General features: G+C 32.2%; 19 protein-coding genes, 2 tRNA genes and 1 pseudogene. All 22 read left to right on the top strand.

Annotated features, from left to right (window positions below):
* Positions 1-7 precede the first annotated feature (7 nt).
* The 22 genes and pseudogenes from proS to topA all read left to right on the top strand — a co-directional run bounded on the left by proS (position 8) and on the right by topA (position 25414).
* Positions 8-1444, top strand: a complete 1437-nt coding sequence (gene proS / locus ABWU82_RS02020; protein ID WP_353289836.1) for a proline--tRNA ligase — start codon at positions 8-10, stop codon at positions 1442-1444.
* A gap of 56 nt (positions 1445-1500) precedes the next feature.
* Positions 1501-2592, top strand: coding sequence for a hypothetical protein (locus ABWU82_RS02015; protein WP_353289835.1), 1092 nt, complete (start codon positions 1501-1503; stop codon positions 2590-2592).
* Complete coding sequence (locus tag ABWU82_RS02010) at positions 2592-3077, top strand: hypothetical protein (protein ID WP_353289834.1); 486 nt, start codon at positions 2592-2594, stop codon at positions 3075-3077. Before ABWU82_RS02015 ends, ABWU82_RS02010 begins: the two co-directional genes overlap by 1 nt.
* Positions 3078-3083: 6 nt before the next feature.
* Positions 3084-3320 (top strand): acyl carrier protein, encoded by a 237-nt coding sequence (locus ABWU82_RS02005; protein ID WP_353289833.1) that lies wholly within the window; start codon positions 3084-3086, stop codon positions 3318-3320.
* 52 nt (positions 3321-3372) lie between these two features.
* Positions 3373-3447: transfer RNA gene (locus ABWU82_RS02000), tRNA-Trp, on the top strand.
* Between the two features lie 45 nt (positions 3448-3492).
* Positions 3493-3566 (top strand) — tRNA-Trp (locus ABWU82_RS01995).
* 289 nt (positions 3567-3855) lie between these two features.
* Positions 3856-6693: an MG321/MPN456 family lipoprotein gene (locus ABWU82_RS01990; RefSeq protein WP_353289832.1), complete on the top strand. Its 2838-nt coding sequence runs from the start codon at positions 3856-3858 to the stop codon at positions 6691-6693.
* Positions 6693-9029, top strand: coding sequence for an ABC transporter permease subunit (locus ABWU82_RS01985; RefSeq protein WP_353289831.1), 2337 nt, complete (start codon positions 6693-6695; stop codon positions 9027-9029). Before ABWU82_RS01990 ends, ABWU82_RS01985 begins: the two co-directional genes overlap by 1 nt.
* Positions 9030-9041: 12 nt before the next feature.
* Positions 9042-10316, top strand: a complete 1275-nt coding sequence (locus ABWU82_RS01980) for an ABC transporter ATP-binding protein (RefSeq protein ID WP_353289830.1) — start codon at positions 9042-9044, stop codon at positions 10314-10316.
* Positions 10317-10417: 101 nt separating this feature from the next.
* Positions 10418-12697: pseudogene (locus ABWU82_RS01975) on the top strand (ATP-binding cassette domain-containing protein); the annotation flags it as partial.
* Positions 12673-13245, top strand: a complete 573-nt coding sequence (locus tag ABWU82_RS01970; RefSeq protein ID WP_353289828.1) for a hypothetical protein — start codon at positions 12673-12675, stop codon at positions 13243-13245. The pseudogene ABWU82_RS01975 and the gene ABWU82_RS01970, both read left to right, overlap by 25 nt.
* Before the next feature lie 18 nt (positions 13246-13263).
* A complete protein-coding gene (locus tag ABWU82_RS01965) occupies positions 13264-14640 on the top strand; it encodes a leucyl aminopeptidase (protein WP_353289827.1) in 1377 nt (458 codons plus the stop codon).
* 160 nt (positions 14641-14800) lie between these two features.
* The gene (locus tag ABWU82_RS01960; protein WP_353289826.1) at positions 14801-16462 is read left to right on the top strand and encodes a hypothetical protein; all 1662 of its coding nucleotides are present in this window, start codon (positions 14801-14803) and stop codon (positions 16460-16462) included.
* 110 nt (positions 16463-16572) lie between these two features.
* Positions 16573-17931, top strand: coding sequence for a signal recognition particle protein (gene ffh / locus ABWU82_RS01955; protein ID WP_353289825.1), 1359 nt, complete (start codon positions 16573-16575; stop codon positions 17929-17931).
* Between the two features lie 2 nt (positions 17932-17933).
* The gene (locus ABWU82_RS01950) at positions 17934-18656 is read left to right on the top strand and encodes a hypothetical protein (protein WP_353289824.1); all 723 of its coding nucleotides are present in this window, start codon (positions 17934-17936) and stop codon (positions 18654-18656) included.
* A gap of 84 nt (positions 18657-18740) precedes the next feature.
* Positions 18741-19040, top strand: coding sequence for a 30S ribosomal protein S16 (gene rpsP, locus ABWU82_RS01945; RefSeq protein WP_353289823.1), 300 nt, complete (start codon positions 18741-18743; stop codon positions 19038-19040).
* Entirely contained in the window at positions 19040-19759 is a 720-nt protein-coding gene (trmD, locus tag ABWU82_RS01940) for a tRNA (guanosine(37)-N1)-methyltransferase TrmD (RefSeq protein ID WP_353289822.1), read from the top strand. Before rpsP ends, trmD begins: the two co-directional genes overlap by 1 nt.
* Positions 19740-20111, top strand: a complete 372-nt coding sequence (gene rplS / locus ABWU82_RS01935) for a 50S ribosomal protein L19 (protein ID WP_353289821.1) — start codon at positions 19740-19742, stop codon at positions 20109-20111. The genes trmD and rplS overlap by 20 nt, the downstream gene beginning before the upstream one ends.
* Positions 20112-20252: 141 nt before the next feature.
* Positions 20253-21701 carry a YitT family protein gene (locus tag ABWU82_RS01930; protein ID WP_353289820.1) on the top strand — a complete coding sequence of 483 codons (1449 nt, stop codon included), beginning with the start codon at positions 20253-20255 and terminating at the stop codon, positions 21699-21701.
* Positions 21702-21703: 2 nt separating this feature from the next.
* Entirely contained in the window at positions 21704-22534 is an 831-nt protein-coding gene (ylqF, locus tag ABWU82_RS01925) for a ribosome biogenesis GTPase YlqF (RefSeq protein ID WP_353289819.1), read from the top strand.
* A gap of 58 nt (positions 22535-22592) precedes the next feature.
* Positions 22593-23294, top strand: coding sequence for a hypothetical protein (locus ABWU82_RS01920; RefSeq protein ID WP_353289818.1), 702 nt, complete (start codon positions 22593-22595; stop codon positions 23292-23294).
* Between the two features lie 92 nt (positions 23295-23386).
* Positions 23387-25414, top strand: coding sequence for a type I DNA topoisomerase (gene topA, locus ABWU82_RS01915; protein ID WP_353289817.1), 2028 nt, complete (start codon positions 23387-23389; stop codon positions 25412-25414).
* Positions 25415-25457 lie beyond the last annotated feature (43 nt).

Here is a 25457-nt window from a genome sequence, read left to right as displayed (position 1 = left end):
AGAAAATATGAGCGAAAATAACAAAATTGTTCTAGACAAAATTGTAACTAGATCAGAAAACTTTGCTGATTGATATACTTCAATCGTGCACCAAGCAAAATTAATTCAATACTCTGATGTTAAAGGTTTTATGATTTTCCAACCAAACGGTTGAGCATTATGAGAAAACATTAAAAACATCTTAGATAAAGAATTCAAAAAAATGAACGTGAAAAACGTTTACATGCCTTTATTAATTCCAATTAGTGAATTCCAAAAAGAAAAAGACCACGTAGAAGGTTTTGCACCAGAATTATTCACAATTAACCAAATTGGTAGCAAAACATTAGAAGAACCATTAGCAATTCGTCCAACTAGTGAAATCTTATTCTGTAAATACTTCAAATCAATCGTTAACAGTTACAAAGATTTACCAGTGAAATTAAACCAATGAACAAGTGTTTTAAGAGCAGAAAAAACTACTCGTCCATTCTTAAGAAACTCAGAATTCCACTGACACGAAACACACTGTGTGTTTGAAACAAGAGAAGAAGCAGACCAATTCACAAGACAACACTTAGACTTATACGCTGACTTCTGTGAAAAAGAATTATGTATTCCTGTTATTAAAGGTGTTAAAACACCTGGTGAAAGATTTGCAGGGGCTGACAACACTTACACAATTGAATCAATGATGCAAGATGGTCAAGCTTTACAATCTGCTACAAGTCACCTTTTAGGACAAAACTTTGCTAAGGCTTTTGGTATCACTTACCAATCAAAAGACAACAAATTAGAAATCCCATACACAACATCACACGGTTTATCAACAAGAATTATTGGGGCTTTAATCATGGTTCACTCTGATGATAAAGGTTTAGTTTTACCACCAGCTATCGCTCCAACTCAAATCAGAATTTTACCTTTATTTGCAGACAAAAATCCTGCTGTATTAGAAACTGCAAACCAATTAAAAGCTGAATTAGACAACAACTACAGAGTAGAAATTGATAATTCAGGTAAAGGTTTCGGTTACATGATGGCTCAATCTGAAGTTGAAGGTGTTCCTTTAACAATTGCTATTGGACCAAAAGATATCGCTAACAACAAAATGATGATCGTTAGAAGAGACACTAACGAAAAATTAGAAGTATCATTAGATAACGTTTCTGCAACTATTGATGGTTTAATTGCTGATTACAAACAAAACATTTTTGCAAAAGCAAAACAACACTTAGACTCTTCAATCGAAGATGTAAACACAATTGAAGAATTAAAAGCTGTTGTAGAAAACAAAAAATGAGCACGTATGTACTTTGATGGTTCAATCGCTGATGAAAAGAAAGTGAAAGAACTTACAGGAGCAACACCTAGATGCATTGTGTCAACAACTGCTAAAGAAGGTAAATGCTTCATGTCAGGCAAACCAACTCAACAATTAGTAATTTTCGCTAGAGCATACTAATTAAAATAAGTAAAACAAAATAAACCTCTCGTTACTTAATAACGGGAGGTTTTGTCATGTCTAAATATGCTAATAACGACCAAGATAACGTTGCAAATAACTACTATTCTCATCCTGATAATGATTTGCCTTATATTACCAATAAAATCTATGTACAACTAGCGCAAAATTACACGCCTAAGATTACATTTAATACGTATAAAAATTCAATGGAAATCACCTATGATATTTGGTTAAATGGTGATTTTAATATTCCGCCTTATTTATTGAATTTAGACGTAGATTCTAGTATTGGGAATATTTCTAATATTCCTTTAAAAGAAGTAGAAAACGTAACCAATGAAGGCCTACATCACTTTAAAGCCCACTGTAATATTAGTTTTTCTAACGCGCCAGTAAATGCTAATTTACTATTTTTAGAAGAATGACATTTTAAAACTTTTCTTAGTATCGATGCAAACGTTTTTACAGCTGCTAAATTAGACACCACTTTTGATGGCTTCTTAAATGACCTTAGTAAAATTGAATTAAATAGTCAGATACTTTTTAGTAACTACTTCCCAATTAACAAACTAACGGCTTTTTATGTTTCAAAACAATACCAAAATAAAGAGTTTCTAGGTCAAAGGTTACCACATGATTACTTTACTTGAGAGAAGTCTAATTTAACTTCTTATCCAGATTATTACTTTAATCGAGTGACTAAGCAAACGTATTCTTTAAACGAAACGATAAACGATATTTATCAGTCTAATATTGGCCAAGGAAATTTAGCAAACTATTTTAATAAAATTCAACTAATAGTAGAGTATTACATTCTTGAAAAGAAGTACACCACTACACTAAATTTACTACCTAGTGATAAAACGACATCAAAACAAGATAATTATTTAAGTTTAAACTGTCACACTGTATACGATTTTCGAACCCATCAATTATTACAAAATAGTACTGGAGTGCAAGGTATTTACTTTCCAGAAAAAACATATGGCACAGTTAATGTAACGATGGTTAAAGGTTCTCAACGATATATTGATAAATTTGATTTTAACTTTTCTCAAAATCTTTATAGTGCCGAAAATCCAAATTTAAATATTACTGTGACTACATTATCTGACACAAATATAAATTGACACCTAGCGACATAATGAAATATAAAACTTTAATTTTTAGTCTGTTGGCCACCTTAGGATTAGGCGGAGGTTTAGCTACAGCTAGTTACTTTTATTACACTACAACCCATAAGAAAAAAACCGAACAGCCTAAAGTTGTAACTGCTACTAAAGATTTACAATTAAAACACATTGCTGATAAATTAGATAAATACGAATTAACGCAAAATACTACTAATTATACTAATTGAGTACAAAACAATTCTTTGTTTTTTGATGAAGAATTAATTCGTCAAAATTTATATAAATACATGCAAAATCAACTAAATAAAATTTTAGAAATTAACGATCACCAGTGCCATCTAAATTTGCACGTTTTTTACAAATTGAATTTTAATAATGACCAGCTTAAAATAAAATTAAATTGAAGTAAAAGCTTTACAAACTTAATTAATTTAGACTTTGTAAAGTGATATTATGATACATTTGTAGTAATGTTAAGCAATCTAAATAAGAGGTAAAACAAAATGGAACAAAAAGTATTAGATGCAATTGTTGCAACGGCGAGAGAAAACAACATTAAAATTAATCCTAACAATAGACAAGCAACATTAAAAGATATTGGTTTAGATTCATTGGCTATGATGGATTTAATTTTTAAAGTAGAAGAAAAATTAAATGTCAGATTGGATGACGAAGTGTTGTTAAAAATCAAAAATTTAGAAGATTTAATTAACGCATTTCAAAATTGTTTAAATAAATAAGAAAAATCTATTGAAATTTTAACTACTATCTCTTATAATAATTAACGTTATTAGGGGTGTAGTTCAATGGTAGAACTGCGGTCTTCAAAACCGCCTGTTATGGGTTCGAGTCCTGTCACCCCTGCCATTTTAAAATTAAGGCTTCCATTTTGGGAGTCTTTTTCTTATACTTAGGGGTATTGTTTAGTGGTAAAACGACAGTCTCCAAAACTGTCTACATGGGTTCGATTCCTATTACCCCTGCCATATGTTTAACGTCGTAGTTGAAATTTTGGTGCAACTCCAAAAATAAACACATAAATTAAAGCATTTTTTGTTAGAAAAAGATAAATTTTCTCCAAAAATAAAAAAATCTCAAATTTTTATTTCGCCTATATTTATATATAAATATATTTATATATAAAACTTTTGTCATCCCCTTTTATAATGGCCTCCAGCGGTCAAAACGGTCAAAAAAATGTAATATACTTATAATGTAAAGGTATAAAAAATGAGATTTAAAAAGTTTTTAATAGGTATAGGTGTTACTGCTATTGTGGCAACTCCTTTATTAGGCTTATTAGCCATCGCAAGTGATTCACGTGCTCCTCAAGCAACAAGTACATACTTGATGAATTTTAAAGCACCTATGAATCAAAACGAAGGAACACAATCATTTGAGAGATCAAATGATAATTTTGCCATCGACACTATATCACCTAAACAAAAATATATTAATGATTTAGAACGGCAAGTATCAGAAGTTTTTAAACAGTATAAGCAAGAACATAAGGAATATAAGGGTCTTACTCTTGATTACATCAATTTGAAAGCTTCTCCTACTCCGGGGGAAGTTTCTTTTTTTGAAGAACTTAATAAAACATTAAAGGCAATTAACCCCAACTTAAGCTTTAACATGATTCAACGTAGCCCAAGTACAGTTCAGCAAGGTTTTTACCAACAAAACGCTGACATGATTTCAATGATTTGAAGTCCAGACTACAATGACGTAGGTACTTGATTAACGTACATGTTCCAAGATCAACAAATTGCCAACTTATGACCGGCTGTAGCAGCGGCCATGAACCACAAAATTACTGTTGTAAATGAAACAATGAATGTGGAACATAAGTCTTGAGTAGATAACTTAAGAAACTACATTAAAAAACGTAATTTTGGTTTTAAAGATAAAAACGGTCAATTTGTACCGTTAGTAAATAAAGAAAACCATGTAATGGACATGAATGAATTAATGTCTTATACAGAAAAAGGTGTGTCTTCAAGTGCAATTTACACTTCGTTATCGAACGCAATTTCTGCTTGAGCCGATTCACCAGAAGCTAAAAAATATGAAGCAGTGCCAATGGATGATAATGATCCTAACTTATATAAGGATGGTACTTACACATCATTCCACGGTGGTTTAAAAAGTTTTAAAGCCTCAATGCAAACAAACTTGATGGACTTTTTAACACAATACAAACCAAACATTCCATACGTTCAAGATGGACCAAATACAAAGACTGCTAGTTTAGTACGTTTAGGGGCTCATGCTCCTGAAAACATTAATAGTTCAAAGAGTTTTAGAGATTGATACTACAATCCTGAAATTTACAAGGGCGATGGAGTTTTCCGTAACTGATTAAAAGGTAACCCATTCTTGGGTAACATTACAGTTCTTAACCCTTCATTTAATAAAGGTACAAATAACGTTTTAAGCTCAACTTTTACAAATTTATTCAGCTGATCAACACACGGAGATTTCTACAATCAAGAATCTGCTTATAAGAGTAATTATGGTTTATCATTAAACGCCGATGGTGCAATGACGAACCCAAAACACTTAGAAGAAGTTATTGATAGTGGTTTTACTGACAATTCATTCTCTGATATCAAATGTGGTATTGATAAAGATGGATCAAAATATGTTGATATTCCGATTAGACCTCTACCATGAGTTAACTATGAAGGAAATACAACAAACAACATTCATTATTTATCACCACAAGATTATTGAGCAGGTTTCAAAGCTTATGAAAGATCTGTAAGTGTTAAATTGAACTACAACGGCTACTTCATGGATTTACTAGGTCTTGATATGAACAAGATGTTGAGTTATCCGGGTAACCAAGCTCGTAACACTTCACCAGAACAACATAAAACTTTCAGAATTTACTTTGACAACCCAACTTTAAGTGGTAGTGATATTGTGGATATCTTAACAAAACAATATTTTGCTGCTTTACCTGAATTTAGTCCATTAGTACAAAACATTACTAATGATCAAAAATTTGAAAGTATTGCTCACGTTAGTCAAACTAACGGTGTGTTAAACATTTCTGATAACAAATTAGTGGATATGAGCAAATTCTATGGTTGTGGTTTCTACCAAGACCCAAATGTTTGAAAACAATTATGAAGTGTTGGTCCATATACAGTGAACCAAATTAACACGCAACAAATTGTATTCAAAATCAACAAACATTATTTTGGACAAAGTGTAGAAAACCCTGGACCATGAAAGGATGTTGCTGATAATCCAAATTATTGTCAAAACTTCTTGAACGGTAAGATTACAATTCAAAAGAAAATTGAAAAAGACGGTAAATTTACTGGCAAAACTGAACCTGTAGAATTACCAATTAAAAAATTTGATGAAGTTAAATCAATTTATTCTTCTGCTTACAACGTTCAATTAGCTTACGAACAATTCAAAATTAACGAGTTGGACGAATCAGACATTCCGACAGCTAAATTAGCTGAGACTTATGCAAATCCAACTCTTTCAAAAGAAGTTTACCAAAAAAGCACTCTTAAATTAGATAAGTCAAACTTGATTCCTTATAACTTAAGAGTTCTAGAAGTTGATGGTAAAGGAACAATCAAGTTATTCGATAAGAACGACAAGGAAGTTCCTTTTAGCGATAAATACGTTTCTATGGATAAATATGGTAACTACGTATTTAAAGATGGTTACCATCCTAAAGTAAAATCTAAAATTTCTGATGGATACTACGACTTAATCGTAAAAAACTTCTTTACTCCAATTGATGCGACAGGTCCAGACGGTAAATTATTACCGGCTATTGACAGATCAAGTGCCATTATTAGAACGGCTATTAACGACTGCATCAACTGATTCGCATTAACTTCTATCATCGATAGTGGAAAATCACAAGTGATTCAAAACTCATTTATGCCATACGGTGTAGATAACTTAAGCGATGATATTTCAAATTCAAGACTAACTTACTGAAGTTTAGCTATTTATAAAGTAACAACAGAAATGAATCCTGAATTTGAAAAACCTGGTAAAAGACTTGGTGGTATCACCGAATGAACTTGACCAGAATACATTAATGTGTGAAAGGCACATTTAAAAAGTGGAGAATAATGACTAGGTACATAATTCGGCGGATCTTGCTAGCTGCATTGGCCTTGATTATCTTGACTATCTTGATTTTCTTCCTGATGCAAGCCATCCCAGGATATCCGCTTAAAAAAGAACAAAACTGAACAACTGAATACTATTACCAAATGTTGCGGTCAAAAGGGTTACTAGATAACCCGGTTATCCAATTATTTAAATTTATTGCTGGTATATTTACAAAAGGTCGTTTTGGGGTTGTATATAACTCAGACGGACAAACCGTCGTGCAGAAAACCTTGGTGCCAATTCAATACACGATTATGGTCGCAGGTCCAGCGTTTATACTTTCAAGTATTTTAGGTATTACGTTAGGAATTGTTGCTGCTAGATATCGGGGTACTTTAGTTGATACCTGTGTAAATATTTTGGCCGTTTTATTCTTAGCGGTCCCATCATTTATTTTTGCATTATATTTAGTTAAATTAGCTGGGGTTATTGGGTTACCAACCCAATTTATCGCACCCGGTAATGGTACACCCGGTCAACAGGCACTATCTCTGATTATGCCAATTGCCGCAATGACGTTGTCTTCAATTAGTGCAATCTTCTACTATACAAGAAACGAATTAGTGGACATCTTCAAACAAGACTACATTAAAACTGCTCTTGCTAAAGGTATTAGTTTCACAAAAATTATTTTCACGCATGCATTGAGAAATGCAATGATTCCGGTCTTAGCGTGTCTATTACCATCATTTATGGGAATTTTAACCGGATCAATTATTATTGAAAAATTCTTTAACATCCCTGGATCATCAACTATTTTAATTAGCGCGATCCAAGATAAAGAAATCTATATTGTGATGTTTAGTACAATGTTCTATTCAGGTATTTACTTTGCATTGCAAATTGCTGTCGACATTTCTTACACATATATTGATCCAAGAATTAAATTGGCAGCTTCAAAGAATATTTCAATTTTCAAAAAAATTAAATCAAAACTAGATTACCAAAAATCTAAAGAAAATACATTACATCCTACACCAGTAATGGTGCAAGCACATGCTGATAAAGTATCTCAAATGCAAAAAGAATATGAATTAGAGTTATTAGAATCAGAAAAAGCGGATGAAGAGTTAAAGTCTGAATTAATTAGTAAAGAAGCTATTCAAATGTCACTGCAACAAATTCCAGTACAAACTTTAGTAGCTCAAGATTACTCAGTATCAACATACATTCAAAAGAGTATTAAACCAAATTACTTCAAACCAATTAAAAACTATTCATTCAACAACGAACAAATCGTTGGTAAAAAATCAACATACATTAAAGATGTGGTGAAAAGATTTGCTAAATCTAAAGTTGCTATCATCTTTACAATTATCTTGGCTGCGATTATCTTAATGGCGTTTATTATTCCATTAGCAACACCAAACTCAACTAACGAAAGTATTGGTCACTTATCAAGTACAATCGTTGGTTACTTACCACCGAGAGCACCATTCGTCGGCTTGACCGGAATTGTCTCTCAAAGAATCGTAACCCAAGAAGTTTATAACGTTTTATTAGATATTAAAGAACATACACCGGGTTGTGAACACTTATTTGCGTCAGCAACTCAACAAGGTTCTTCATGAGTCTTAAAGGACTACAACCCATACGTTTTACCAGCTCTTAGAAATGTTTACCCAATTATGGGGACAGATGGTGTTGGTAGAAACTGATGAGACTTAATGTGGTATGCAACTGCTAAATCATTAATTGTCTCAATTATCGCTGCTGCCGGTTCTGTAATTATTGGTACAATTTACGGATCAATTGCTGGTAGCTTCGCTGGTAAAGCACCAGATACTATCATGATGAGAATTATTGAAATTATCTCTGGTGTTCCATTAATCGTTTGAGTGTTAATTATCTCTGTCGCTGTTTCTGGCGGTTCATTAGACATCTTTACAATTTGTTTAACATTGATTATTACCACTTGAATGGGTTCAGCAATTATTGCAAGAACTTATGTAATTAAGTACAAAGACTCTGAATTTGTTCAAGCAGCTAAAACTTTAGGTGCTTCACAAATTAGAATCATCTTCAGTCACTTAATTCCAAACATTGTAGGTAGATTACTAGTTGTCTTCGTTAACAGAATTCCAGTAATTATCTTCTTTGAAACTTCATTAGTCTTCTTAGGCTTACAATCATCTGGCTCTGTATCTTTAGGTACAATGATTAACACCGCATGATTAGAAGTTTATCCATGACTATTGGTGGGTCCAGCCCTAACCCTAGTTTTAACAACGCTATCATCAATTATTATTGCTAATAACTTGAACGATGCGATTGACCCAAAAATTAGTGCATAAAGGATTAACTAAATGAGAAATATTTTAACTGACAAAAATTTTATTACGGATGAAGAAAAAAAGATTGATAACGATACTTTACTAAGTGTCAAAAACTTATCAGTTAGTTTTAAAACCAAAGCCGGTACTTTAAGAGCGGTAAGAGGAATTGATTTAGAAATTAAACGTGGTTCAATCGTAGGCTTAGTAGGTGAATCAGGTTCTGGTAAATCAGTAATGTTGAAATCAATTATTGGTTTTAACGATGGTTCTACAACCACTGCCGATTTATTCAACTTGGAAAACATTGATTTAACTACGATTAAAAGAAAACAATGAGTTTACATCCGTGGTACCAAAGTCGCTTATATTCCTCAAGACCCCTTAATGTCATTAAATCCGACAAAAACTATTGCGAGCCAAATCTTGGAAGCAATTAAAGTCTCTGAATATCGTAGTCTGCAATGAAAATTGTTTGAACTGCAAAAAGCGAAGACACCAAACTATCGCGCAGAAATGCAACAAGCCAAAGCAGAATACAAACATAACGTTAAAAAAGATGTTATGTATAAAAGAATGATTGACTTATTAAACTTTATTGGAATTGTCAATCCAGAACAAAAAGTTAAAGCTTATCCTCATGAATTTAGTGGGGGGATGCGTCAAAGAATTGCTATCGCAATGGCCGTAGCTGTAAAACCAGACTTAATTATTGCTGATGAACCAACTACAGCCCTAGACGTAATTATCCAGGCCAAAGTTTTAGAATTAATTAAAAAGCTAAGAGATAACCTAAACATTTCAATTATTTTCATTAGCCATAACATTGCTTTAGTTGCAAACTTCTGTGATTATATTAATGTAGTATATGCTGGAAAAATTATTGAAAAAGGAACAACTAAAGATATCTTTACTTGTCCGGCACACCCATATACTTGAGCGTTAATTTCTTCTATTCCTGATCCATCTTCAAAAGATGAATTAGTAAGTATTTCGGGAACTCCACCAAACATGTTATTCCCACCTAAAGGTGATGCCTTTGCTCCGAGAAATAAATATGCTTTAAAAATTGACTTCCAATTAGAACCACCGATGTTTAAAATCAGTGATACTCACTACGCTGCCACTTGATTATTAAGTCCGGATGCAGAAAGAATTCCAATTCCAAACGAAGTGAGACAAAAAGCGGCTATTGCGTTAGCTTCTATCGAAAAGAAGCAACGTCCTCAGTCAACAAATAAATCAAGTCAATCAGACAAACATACCGATGACTCTGAAAATAAGGAAACGGAAGGGGCTGATAATTAATGAGTAATTTAGAAAATCAAAAGGTTTTATTAAACGTTAAAGGTTTATATAAATTCTTTATTAAAAATGAAAGTTTCTTTAAAGCAATTAATAACGCCAACTTCCAAGTTTACGAAACCGATTTCTTTGGAGTTATTGGTGAATCAGGTTCTGGGAAATCTACAGTAGGTAAAACTATTATTAGATTATTAGAACCAAGTTCAGGAAGCATTATTTTTGATGATAAATTAATTTCTGACAAAAGTAATGATAAGAAGATTACTAAGTTCTTGGCTAAAAACATGCAAATGATTTTCCAAGACCCAATGTCTTCTTTAAACCCCAAAAAGAATGTTTTAAACTTAATTGCTGAACCCTTAATTGTGAACGGTAGTTTAAAACAGATTGCAAAAGAAAAAATTAAAGATTTCCAAAACATTTCTCGTTTAGCTGATGCTTTTATCGAAGAAAAAAAATTAGAACACATGCAAAATATTTACGCTGTGTTCTATAAGGAATGTTTAGCACAATACAAGTTAACGTTAGAAAAAATTCAAAACTGAAATTATGATGAAGAAATTACTTTCTCAGAAAACAAATCAGTCTTCTTTAACTTGCTAGATGATTTAGACCAAAGTATCAAACAAAGCTTTACTAAATCATTTGAGTCAGTGTCTAAATATCGGGAAATCTTGAACGATTACCATGAGTTTGAAAAACAAGATAGTGATATGGTGTTAATGCACCAAATCCAAACTTTACAAGCTAAGGTAAACCAAATAAATCAAAACTTGACATTTACTGATGAGTATATTCAGTTAAACAACCAAATTGCTGTTTTAAATAAAGCCAAGATAACTTTAATGGATGATGATTATTACATCGACCCAGTAAAAGCTAAAAAATTCTTTAACTACTACATGCATTCTTTAAAAAAGGACTTAGTGTTAGCGAGAAGAGAATTAAACATTACTGGTAACTATTTAAATGCATTGGATGTTCAAATTAAAATCTTACAAAAGATTTTAAATTACGAAATAATGGCACAGTTTACTGGTTTTAATTTAATTGATAAACAAGGTGTTTTACAATGCTACGAAAAGGTAAATAAATATACTTTTGAGTTCATTAAACACAAATATGAATTGATTGAAGAGTTGAAAAAAACGCGTAATCAAGAACAAATAGTTGAATTAGAAAATTGAATTAAAACATTTAAGGTCACTGAAACAATTAACACTTTTGATTTAACAACATTATTTGATTTGAAAGCTTTCCCTTCTTATGAAAAAGCAAAAGTCATTCACACAAAGCTAGACCAAGTTAATGAAGAATTAGCTCGGTTAAATCAACAAAAGCAAGCGTGAGAAGCAAACCAAACTCATTTGGTTGATAAGTCTATTATCGAACAAAGACAAATGAAGTTAAAGCAATTTACTGAAAGTTTAAAAGTTTTAGAACAACAATTAACTGAAAAGAAAACTGCTGCTAATAAAGAAAAAGTTGTCCAAATTCAACAACAAAGATCAACCTTATTGGCTGACACTAAATTAGTAATTAATGAAGTAAAACAATACATCAAAAAAATTAACGTAGAAGTAGCTAATAAGAAAAAACAATTCAAAGCAATTTGAACACAATTAAACAAAGATAACGCTGACGATTTAGAAGACTTTAGAATCTTTGCTAATGACTTACGGATTAAAAGAAAAGCACCATTAGTTGTGTTTGACGAATTTAGAAATAACGTAGAAGTCATTAATTTATTCGACTGATTATTAAGTCGGAACAAATTAAAAGTTGCTTTAAGACGTCGCGACTTAAAAGATAACATTAAACTTAACATGGTTTATAAATCACTAAACGAAGTTGGTTTAAAAAACGAACATGCCTTTAGATACCCACACGAATTTAGTGGGGGTCAAAGACAACGGATTGTAATTGCCAGAGCCTTAATTAATAATCCAAAATTAATTATTGCCGACGAAGCGATTAGTGCTCTTGATGTGTCTGTTCAAGCCCAAGTAATTAACATTATGAAAAACTTAGCGAAGGAAAAAAACATTACCTTCGTCTTCATTGGACACGACTTATCAATGGTTAACTATGCATGTAATAGAATGATTATCATGCATAATGGTAGAATTTTAGAGAAGGGTAATACAGAAGAAATCTTCAACAATCCGGTTCACCCTTACACCATTTCATTAATGAATGCGGCTCCTGAATTATCTAAAATTCACATGAACTTAGCTAAATTCAGTGATAGAAGAATGAATTACGATCCAAGTACCGTAAATGATTATCTATCAAGCTTCCATAAAATTGATGGTGATTCTGAACACTACGTGTTCGGACAAAAAGAGGAGGTAAACTCTTGAATGCAAAAGGAAACCCTTTAGGTGGTATTAATGAAGGATACGGTTCACGTAATAAGTGAAACCTAAAACGTAAAGAAGTAAAAAGATTTACACAATATGGTGGCGAAGAACGTAAATATCCTGATGGAATTATTCCGGCGGTTACTTTAACGATTGCCGTAGTGATTACTTTAGGGCTAGCTTTAGGATTAACTCCTAAGGGCTACTCTAATAAAGAACATTTAGTCTTTTTATACCACCAATGATACAACATCATATGATACATTTTAGGCGCTGCCATGTGTTTCATTGGTTTATGAGCAATCGGTCGTACAGGAATGTTTGCGACAACGAGATATGGTATGATGAAATTCTCTCGTCTAATAAAGTTAGATGCTTTAAGACAAAAGGTTTCTAGACATGACTATGCTATAGACCATGTATCCAACCTTCAAGAATACGAAGACTTTTTAAAGGTCAGAAAAAAAGAAACTAAGAAAGTTTTCTTTATTACTTGAGTTACATATCTATCAACATTTGTTGCATGAACGATAGTTATGTCAGTTTTAAATGCAACACTTAATCATTAACATATAGGAGAAATATGTATGAAAATTTCTAATCAATTTGAAAGCAAACGTGTGTTAAAAGCTGTTGAAGCTAACCACGGTATTGCTGACTTCGAAGACATTAAAGGTACTCACCAAATCTTCCATCACGAAGTAAATTCTTACAACATCGTTATGGGTAAAGAATTGGAAGCTGATGAATTATTCAGAGCATTATCAACATTCATCGAAGCTGAAACAAGAGTTAGCTACGATATTGATGTAGATTCATTCTTAAACATCGTAAGAAAAGAAGACCACGAAACATTAATCAATATTTTAGTAAACGCTGTTGAATATGGTTCAATGATTCCTTGAACATTAAACAAAAAATTAGGTGCTGAAAGACCAGAACATACTTTAGTTATTACAGACCACTGCATGACTAAATTAGCTCAAGAAAGACACCAAGTTGCAAAAGATAGAAACTTTGCAAGATCATTACAAGATATGCCATCTAACTTAATGGTGCCAGGTAAATTCGTTGAATTAATGAAAGAACACTTTGCTGGTTTAAACGTTAAGATTACTGTTCTTGAAAGAAAAGAATTAGAAGAAAAAGGTATGAACCTTTTAGTTGGTGTTGGCCAAGCTGCTACAAAAGAAGCTGATCAACCAAGATTAATGGTTATCGAATACTTAGGTAACCCAGAAAACAAAGAAGAATTAATCGGTTTCGTTGGTAAAGGTGTTTGCTTCGATACTGGTGGCAACAACATTAAGATTTCAGGACATATGAGATGAATGAAATACGACATGTCAGGTGCTGCAATTGTTGGATCAACACTTCATGCTTTAGCTACAAACAACGTAAAAGTTAACGCTGTTGCTGTAATGCCATTAGTATTAAACTTATGCGACACTAACGCACAACGTCCTGATGATGTTATCGTTTCATACAACGGTATGTCAGTAGAAATTGACAACACAGATGCTGAAGGTAGATTAATCTTAGCTGATGCATTAACTTACGCTGTAAGAGACTTAAAAGTTACTGAAGTATACGACATCGCTACATTAACAGGGGCAATGGTCTTCTCATTAGGTAACACATACTCAGGTATCTGAGCATCAACAAACGATGTATGACACAGAATTGAAGCTCAAGCTGAAAAAGCTGGTGAATTAGTATGAAGATTACCATTCCACCACGACTTTAAAGACTTATTAAGCTCAAGATACGCAGACATCGCTAACTCTGTAGCTGACATGAGAGGTGGTTCTTCAAGAGCTGCTGCTTTCTTAAGAGAATTCACAGAAGGTAAACCATACGGTCACTTTGACGTAGCTGCTACAGCTGATAAAGACTTCAGAAACCAACACAAAGGTACTGGAGCAATCGTTAACACATTCTACAACATTGCAAAAAACAGATAATTTGTAGATTTAATTTAAAAAAAGGAGAGTGGCACACCCGCTCTCCTTTTGTTTTCTCAATTTTAAAAAAACACTATTACAACACAAATATGTTTTATTTGATAATATGAGAATATATCATACACTAATTTTTGTGTAAATTTTCTTTTGAGGTGAAAGTATGAAAACGAAGACAAAAGCAAAGAAGGCTGCCATTATTACTTTAAGTACTCTTTTAGGTACTGCTGCTTTAGGTGGCGTGACGTATGGAATTTTTGACGCTGTGCAAAATATTTCCATGACAAGAATTGCTAAAAACGAGCGTGCTAACGGTTTTGTTAAATATGACTTAAAGCAACAAATGCAGCATTTTCAAAACATTGCGGACTTACAAAAGGAAGCTGATATCAATATGTATTACTCATCTTATGGGGTGCAAACTTTCTTTAATCTAGTTCGGCTAGCAATGTTAGCTCCCACAGAAACTCATTTTTTCTACTCATCAAGACTATATTTAAAAACTAACAACTTCCAAAACGCCCTTAATGCACCTTTATTTCAAGAATTTCTTAGAAATGGTAAAGTAGTAGATAAAACTAAAGAAGCTGATTTACAAAAATCCACTGTCCAAGATTTGGGTATTTATACAGAAGCGTGAGTGGTGCCGATGTTTAGAAAGATTGTTCAAGCTAACCCAACCAAGAAAATTAATATTTGGGTGAACAGTGACCATATTAAAGATGCACCACGTTTAGTGGAATTAGCATCTTATCCTAATGTCCACTTATTCGGTCTAGAAGACTCTAACATTATTGGAGATTTAGTTGCCGATGATTGAGGACCTGAATTAAAACAAGAATTTACCAATCCACAAACACAACAATTTAATCCACCAAAGCTAAGACACTTTAACCGTGAAACTCAGTACTTAATCCCTGGTACATACAACGGGATTGTGGACTTTTTCTCATCAAATAGTGATGTTCAAAAAATCACTGATTTAGGCTTAAAAAACTTCTATCCTTATTTTTCAGATGCAAGCAAAAGCTTAAAAGATTTAATTTTTCAAACAAGAGATAAAGAACACCATCGTTTAACAAACTTATATAACCAAATTACTGGCATTAATTGAGAAGAAGCACGTGATATCGTTAAACACAATGATGAACTGAATCACCGTCCTAATTTAATCATTATTGGTACTGGACGTTCTAGCGATAAAGACGTGGTATTAACTACTATAAAAGAATATGGTACTAAATATAACATTTATTACAAAGGTCACCCAGGTCATAACGCGATTGAAAATTGGGTAAAAGATTTAAAACCAGAAGCAACTTATAATTTTTTCAATCCAAAAACTCAACAAAAAGACAGTGTGACATTAACGGATACAATTGTGACGGCTTTAAACTCTCAAATTCCGTCTGAGGAACTAACAACAAACCACGTTAATCAACCTGACGGATTGAAATTCCAAAAATGAGTAGTAACCGATCCAACTTCTGGAGCTTTATTAGGCTTAAACAACCGTTACAACACTTTTGCTGACGTGTTAGATGTTTATGATGATGGTCATTATGTTTCAAAGGATTCTTCTGAATACATGAACACTGATATTAGAGTGAACAGTAATATTGCAACTAAGTATTTATCTTATTCACTGGTAGATAACCAACTAAAGGTGACTATTAATAATCCAGAAATCATTAAAACGGTGAATGATCTCAAATTAAAACAAACTACAAGTGATGAGATGATTTATCAAGCACAAATCGAATATACTTATGACACAGAACACCATTTCTTTCCGATTGAATTAGCGGTACACAAGACGCATTAAACAAAAATTGCACTCTTCTAAGTTAAGAGCCATGTGCTTTATTTACTTTTTCTGTAATTTTTATAAAATATAATTAACATTTTTAAGCACTATTTAAAGGAAAGCAAAATATGAAATTAAACGGACTAATTGGAAACATTGTCTCAAAAAGAATGTCTAAAAAATTGAGAAATGCGACAATTACAGAAGATGACATTAAAGAACTTTTAAGAGAAATTAGAGTCGCTTTATTAGACTCTGACGTTAACATCAAAGTTGTTAAAGACTTCATTAAAAATATTAAAGAAAAAACTGTTGGCCAAATTTTAGATCCTAAAGAAAATCCAGCTGATTTTGTTTTAAGAGTTATTAAAGAAGAATTAGTACAAATTTTAGGTAAAGAAAAAGCTGAAATTAATACTAATAAAAAACAAATGAAAATTATGATGGTTGGGTTACAAGGTTCTGGTAAAACAACTACAGTAGCAAAAATTGCTAACTTTTACAAAAACAAAAATAATAAAAAGCCATTGTTAATCGCTGGTGATATTTACCGTCCAGCAGCGATTGATCAATTAAACACATTAGCACAAGAAATCAATGTAGACTTCTACCAACACGGTACAACAACTACTGCGCAACAAATTGTAAAAGAAGGGCTAGATTTAGCAGATAAACAAAACAACGACTTAGTAATTGTCGATACTGCTGGTCGTTTACAAACTAATGTTGAATTAATGGAAGAATTAGTTGAAGTTAAAAAAGCTTTAAGTCCGGATGAAATTTTATTAGTCGTAGACGCAATGTCTGGTCAAGACGTGATTAACGTTGCTGAAGAATTTAATAAGTGACTAAAATTAACAGGGATTGTTATTACTAAATTAGACTCTGACGCAAGAGCTGGGGCAGCTTTATCATTAACATCAATTATTAACGTTCCAATTAAATTTACTGGGGTTGGGGAAAGAGTTGGTTCTCTTGATATCTTCTACCCAGAAAGAATGGCTGACAGAATTTTAGGTTTAGGTGACATCATGACATTAGCTGAAAAAGCAGCAGATGTTTACGATGAAAAACAAGCTAAAAACGCAATGCAAAGAATGTTGTCAGGCAAAATGGACTTAGAAGACCTTCTAAGACAAATGGAACAATTATCAAAAATGGGTTCATTAAACGGAATTATGAAAATGATGCCTGGGGCAGCGAACATGAAGGTCTCTGAAGCTAGACTAGAAGAAGCTGAACAAAAAATGGGCATCTGAAAAGTTATGCTATCTTCAATGACTTTAAAAGAACGTAGAAATCCAAAATTGTTTAAGAAACAACCTTCAAGAAAACTTAGAGTAGTTAAGGGTTCTGGAAGAAACATGGATGAATTAAACAAATTATTAAAACGTTGAGAAGAAGCAAAAGATAAAATGGCTGAAGCGGGAAAAATGTTACAAATGGGTAAAAACCCATTTGGTAAAGGCGGCTTTAGCGGGTTCTAAAAATGCAAAAGAAACGCAAAATTGCTCTTTATACAGCAGTAGGAGCTTTAATCGGTACGGCAGTAGTGGTACCCACAGCATTAACTACTAGTAATTTGGTAAAAGCAACAAAAGCTTCATCTAGTTTGGGTTTACAACTATACGCTTCACCTATTCCTAAAGATAATACAGGAATGGACAGAAATATTGAAGTGGACCACAAACTGATGGGAATGTTAAAAGAGTGAGCCAACACTAATAAAGTTCGGATTAACCAAAGAACTAATTCATTAGAGTTAACTATTTTACCTGGTTCACCGTTATCTCATATGACGGCCAAACAATTAGATAATTCTGTTTTAGCGAATGTAGTCAAAGTGGTACAAACCGCGTTGGTGCAAATGAATACTTTGCCTAACCAATCAGCACCATTAGCATCTATGACTAACTTTAAAACTGAAAAAGACGGTACAGTAGCTCATTTTGATATGAACTTTACTTGGAGCAACCAACTGCCACAAAAGGTGTATACATACCACATTACAATCAATAATCTCTATCCAGAATTAAAAGAAAATGCTAACGAGTTAGCTGAATCTAACTCTGTGTCTGATAGTGATATTGCATGAATTGTCTTTGGTGTAATTTTAGGCTTTGGTTTAGTTGCATTAGTTGTTACTGCCATCTACGTGAAGGTAAGAAAAACGCGGATGACAGAGAACGGAAAAAATAATAACGAGGTGTAAAGTAAAAATACTTAACACCTTTTTATTTTTTTGCTATAATATCATAGTTATTAAGTAAAACAAATTTACAAGGAGTACTTTACATTGGTAAAAATTAGATTGTTACGTATTGGTCGTCACAAATCACCAACTTACCGTATCGTAGTAGCTGACTCAAAAGCTAAAGCAAACGGTGCATACATTGAATTATTAGGTCAATACAACCCACTTAAGGGAGAAAAATCTCTTAAAACTGAAGCTATCATTAAATGATTAAACGCTGGTGCACAACCAACTGATACAGTTAAATCATTCTTAAAACAAGAAAAAATTTGAGCAGAATTTGCAAAAAGCAAACAAGCAAAAGCTTCTTCTAAAACTGACAGCAAAAACGAAAGCAAATAATGTCTATTTTTAAGATTAGTTTTGTAACTATTTTCCCAGATATGTTTAAAGCATTCTGCGAAACGTCAATCATTAAACATGCAATTTTAAATAAAAAAGTTGAAATTGAATGTGTTGATTTTCGTGATTATAGTGTTGATAAACATCACAAAGTGGATGATTATCAATATGGAGGCGGCCCAGGAATGGTGCTAGCACTTCCGGCAATTGTTTCATGTATTAGAGCAATTAAAACAGATAATTCGTTAGTTTGATTAACAACTCCTAAGGGTAAAGTGTTCAACCAAGAAATGGCTACTCATGCCGCTAAAGAATATGATCATCTCATTATCATTTCCGGACATTATGAAGGTTTTGATGAAAGGATCATTCATTACATTGATGAGCAAGTCAGTATTGGTGATTACATCTTAACTGGGGGCGAACTTCCATCCATGGTTATGGCTGATAGTATTATCAGATTACTAGATGGAGTAATTAACTCTGATAGTTTAATTGATGAATCATTTAATAATTATTTATTAGATTATCCGGTTTATACGAAACCTGTAAAGTTTGAAGACCATGAAGTTCCAGCAGTACTTTTGAGTGGTAACCACCAAAAAATTGCAGACTTTAGGTTAAATGAACAAATCGCAATTACAAAACAAAATCGTCCAGATTTATATGAAAAGTTTATTAAATTAGGAGGAAAGAAAAATGGCAGCATTAAAAATTAACAAAGGTCAAATCTTAGAAGAATTAGCAGTTTCACAAGTTAAAAAAGACGTACCTGAATTTGGTTCTGGTGATACTATCGTTGTATCAAACAGAATTATTGAAGGTAAAAAATCTCGTATTCAAAAATTCGAAGGTATCGTATTACGTAGAAGAGGCAACGGTGCTTCTGAAACTGTAATCGTACGTAAAGAATCTAACGGTGTTTGAGTTGAATTAGGTTTTGACGTAAACAGTCCATTAGTTGAAAAAATCGAAGTTAAACGTTACGGACGTACTCGTAGAGCTTACATCTCATACATGAGACAACGTTCAGGTAAATCTGCAAGAATTAAAGAAATTATTAAGAAATAATTTCTTCACGAATTGTTATAATAGATATCTACTTTTTAATAGTAGATATCTTTTTAATAAACAATTAAGTTATCCATATAATTAGATTTATATATTCCTTAATTTTTTTAACCTATTTTTTTATTTGAAAGTAGTTTTTATATGATTATCACATCAGATAGACCAAAGAAAAGGTTTAATATTGAGAGAAACTTTTCGCGGTACTTGCAAAACAAATCTGTTTTAACAGGGAACTATAACAACCAACACACCTCAGTGGTGTCAACAACTAATTACACGGAAGAAATTAACCAAGCGAAAGAAAAACTAGAACTTTTAGAACAAGAGTTCAATGAGACAATTAATAAAACGCCGGAATTAATCACTAAGATTAAAATCTTAGAAGATAAAATTGTAGCTATTAAAACCTACTTAGAAGAATTAAATAAACTACATAAAAAGAGTGCGAATACTACATCGGTGAAAATTCAAAACGTGAAGTATTCAGCCAAGACTATTCGGATGGGTGCAGTTTATAAAATCAATAAATTATGACAAAAATATTTATTGACAGCTTTAATTGGAGCGGTAGCTTCAGTAATTGTATGGTTATTGGTACAATACACCGGGGTATATTCACCGGGAGTATCTGGGATTATTCAAGGGTTAGCGAAAATTATTAAAATTGTGTTAACAAATGCTGGACAAACTAAACTAGCGATGATTTTATACAACGCCATTTTCTGAGGATTGTATTTTGTTTTAAATATCCCGCTATTAATTTTTGGCTATTTTAAAATTGGAAAACAGTTTGCACTTTTAACGATTGTGTATATTGCGTTTGCCCAACTAGTCGGTTTAGGTTTAGGTTTCGTTAACAATGGTCACGGAATCTTTGTATTCGGTGACATGAGCGACTTAAGCTCAGAAACATCACCTTTATACGTTCAAGGCGTACAATTAATTCCTTGAAACTCAGGTAAAGGTATTATTCCAAGCTTATTTATTTATGCAGTAGTCTTTGCTTTAATTGGTGGAATCAACAATAGTGTGATCTATATTTTAGGTTCATCTACTGGTGGGACTGACGTTTTTGGATTCTACTACGCTAAAGTGAAAAATAAATCTATTGGAACACTCTTAACTTACTTTAACGTCGCAAGTATTATTTTAGGGGTTACCTTGGGGTCCTTTGTATGTTGGTTAATTAACTCAACACCAGAACAAAGAACGACAAACGCGGTGGTGGAAGCCTTCTTCTCACCAAACCTCGTGGCATCGTTATTATCATCTGTTCTTGCGGGATTAATTTACAATTACTTCTTCCCTAAGAATAAAATTGTGAAAGTCCAAATCTATTCTAAGAAAGCTCAGGAAGTGGCCTTCTTCTTAATTGAAAGAGACTGACAATACAAAATCTTAATTTCTCAAAGTGCGACAGACAGTTTAGGTGGATCATTTACGAATAAATCATTAGAAACCGTATGTTCATACTTAAACTTACCAACTCTAATTTCTAATATTAGAGAAATTGATAAGGAAGGATTAGTGACAATTTACTCAATCTTTGGAGTTGACGGTGAATTGCCAACAACAACTTACGAAAAATAATTATGGATGTAATTGATACAAAAATTAACTGATTTCCTGGTCACATGAAAAAGGCCTTGGATCAAATTAAAGATAGAACTAAACTTGTGGATTTATTTATTGAAGTGGTGGACTCAAGATGTGTAACTACTTCAAGTAATGAAGAATTAAGAAAATTAGCCAATAATAAACCAATTTTACAAATTGCTTTAAAAGAAGACTGAAGCACTCTAAACAAGGCACATAATACAAACGAACACTTATTAATTGGCAGCATTAAAAACAAAGCTTTTAAACAAACTGTGATTAAAAAGCTGTACGAAATTTTAGATGATAAGTTTGTAAGTAAAAGAAAAAAAGGGTTAGTTAATCCTAAATTCTTAATCATGATTGTTGGATTACCTAATGTGGGTAAGTCTAGTTTGATCAATTTATTAAAATCTAAAAACACTGTAGTGGCACAAAACAAGCCCGGAGTAACTAAAAACCAACGGATTGTAAATATTAACCAACACTTTGATTTAATTGATACTCCAGGAATCTTGTTTAAGAAAATTGATAATTACGAAGCTGCATTTAAATTAGGTTTAATTAACTGTATTAAAAAAGAAATTTTACCAGTAGAAAAAGTACTAGAATTTGGCTTTAATTATTTAAAAGAAAATAACTTGAATGAACTTTTACAATACTACAAAATTGATTCAGCTGACAATTATTATGAGTTTGTCGAAAAAGTTTGTCGAACTAGACAATATTTAATCAGTAACGAAGAATTGGACATTAACCGGTTTGAAGATACTGTGTATAATGATTTTACATTATGTAAAATTGCCAATGTAAATTACGACAAGTAATGATTCAATAAGTAAAGCATAATCATCCTCCATTATTTAGTAATGGAGGATTTTTTATATGAATAACCTTATTTTTTATATTTTGCAAAAGTACCACGGCAATTGAGAACAAGTTTACCACGCTGTTTGTAATAAGGAAGCCATTGATTTTAAATTAGCGCGTAAACAAGCGTTAGATTATTCTCCGGTAATGTTTTGAATTACAAAAGAAGATTACCCGAATAAACTAAAAGATATTTATATGCCACCCTTTGCTATGTTTTATATTGGTAATAAATTAATGATTAACGAAAAAGTCTTAGGTTTTATCGGCAAACCAAACAAGAAAGAATTTGATTCGTTAAAAGAAATCAACGCAACTTATGTTTTGTGTTTAGAACGCCAAGACATTAGTCGAGATTTCTGAAATTTTTGTTTACAAAACCAGTTGAGAGTTATTGTGTTATTTAACAAAGGTTTATACACGCAAAAACTTTTACATTACAAAGAGGCACTATTCATTTCAGAACACTGAAGTGAATTATGAATAAATAGCGAAGGACAAAATCTCGAACGCTTAATTTATGCTTTTTCTGACATCATAATGGTAGATAGTCGGTCAGAAATGAAAATTAATAATTTGGCAATCAACCAAGAAAATATAATTAAACCAATTTACTGTCCAACAAGGCTAAAAAATTCCGAAATTATTTATAATAATTTCAATAAAAATAATTTAACCTTTATTAAGAAATACAAGCAAATAATAGGAATTAATTAAGAATTTGAACGATATATTAGTAGTTAGAATAATCAGCGGTAGTAGTATATAATAAGTTACGGTATACACATGTTATGAACGGAGTGTAAGGAATGAACAACAAAAATTTAATTATCGTAGAATCTCCTAACAAAATTAAAACGATTCAATCATACGTTGGTGATGATTATGAAGTTATCGCCACTTATGGTCACTTAAGAGAATTAAACAAAACCAAAGGCTACGATTACAACACGTTTGAACCATATTGACAAGTCGTAGGTTCTAAAACTAGAAACTCAAAAGAACCTATCATTAAAGAAATCAAAAAACATGCAAAAAAAGCAAATCAAATTTATCTTGCAACCGACCCCGATAGAGAAGGGGAGGCTATTTCTTGACATGTGTGAGATATCTTAACTGAAGAAGAAAGAGCTAAATGTAGAAGAATTACATTTAACGAAGTTACAAAAACTGCTATTTTAAACGCAATTGAAAATTATCGTGAAATTGACATGGATTTAGTAAATTCTCAATTTGCTAGAAGAATTTTAGACCGTTTAATTGGTTATAAATTATCTGCTTTAGTGAAAAAAACACAACATGCTATTTCTGCTGGTAGAGTACAATCAGTTGCTTTAATGTTTGTGGTGAACAGACAGTTAGAAAGATTGCAATTTGTACCTTCTAAATGATTAGAAATCACTGCAACATTAGAAAATGGTGTAGATTTAATCTTTACGGGTAAAAACTGTACAGCTAAACCGTACGAAGACAGTGAAACTAATACATTTAGATTTGCCTTAAAAGAAGATGCGGAAAAAGTGTTCAACAAGTTAACAGACAACTTTGTGTTAACTAAGATTGATGATCCCAAAAAAACTAAAGGTGACGCACAAAAACCAATTACTACAGACAAGTTATTACAAATGGCTTCAACTAACTTAGGTTGAAGTGCAACTAAAACAACTTCAGTGGCCCAAAAAATGTTTGAAGGGGTAGAAATTAACGGAAATCAAATTGGGTTAATTTCATATCCACGTACTGATAGTGAAAGATTAAGTCTTGACTTTACTAACGCTACAAAAGAATTTATTTTAGATAAGTTTGGTGAAGCGTACTACAATAAAGACTTTGTGGTTTCTAAAGTTTCTAAAAATAAAGAAAAACAACTAAACGTTCAAGATGCTCACGAAGCGATTCGTCCAGTTGATGTAAACATTACACCTGAATCAATTAAAGATTCAGTAACACCGCAAATTTTCAAGCTATACAATTTAATTTGAACTAGAACTGTATCTTCAATGATGAATGTACCGTTATTCAACAAGCATAATTTATATTTTGAAAATGAACACGAAGAATTCTTTGCTTCATATAAAGATATTGCTTTTGATGGTTACTATGTTTTAGATTACTATGCAAAAACAGTAAAACAATATAAACAAAAATTCCCTAATATGGAAGTTGGAAAAGTTTATAAAGGAAAAGCTGAATTGATCGAAAAAGAAAAACAACCACCAGCATACTTCACAGAAGCTAGTTTAATTGCCGCTTTAAAAGAATCTGGTGTAGGTCGTCCTTCAACTTACGCTACAATGACTAAAATTGGCGAAGAAAGAGGCTATGTTTACAAAGATTCTCAAAAGTTAATTCCAACTGATGTGGGAATGAATGTAATTGGTGAATTGAAAAAAGACTTCCCGCAAATTATGACACCAGAATTTACTGTAGATATGGAAAACGAACTAGATAAAATTGCTAACGGTGAAGATTCATGAAACGGTTATCTAGAAAGTTTTGCACCAAACTTTGAAAGTCAATTAAAAGAAGTGTATGCTAATTTACCAAAAGTGGAATTAGAAAAAGTTGGTAGAATGTGTCCTAACGATGGCTCTGAATTAGTTTACAGAACAAGTAAATATGGCACTAAATTTATCGCTTGCAGTGCGTTCCCAAAATGTAAATACACTGAATCTATTCCTGATGCTAATAAGACAGGAGAATCATGTCCAGAATGTGGTTCAGAATTAATTATTAGAATTAATAAGAAGAAAAAACCATTTACTGGTTGCAGTAATTACCCTGATTGTAAGTACATTAAGTCAAACAGTAAATCTAAAAAAACGAACTTAGAATAAGATATAGAGTAAAATATAATAAACAAAAGACGGAGGTATAAAC

The organism is Ureaplasma ceti (genome assembly GCF_040369755.1).
Lineage (GTDB): Bacteria > Bacillota_I > Bacilli_A > Mycoplasmatales > Mycoplasmoidaceae > Ureaplasma > Ureaplasma ceti.
Note: the sequence above shows the minus strand (reverse complement) of the source record. Positions and strands in the feature narration are given on the sequence as shown.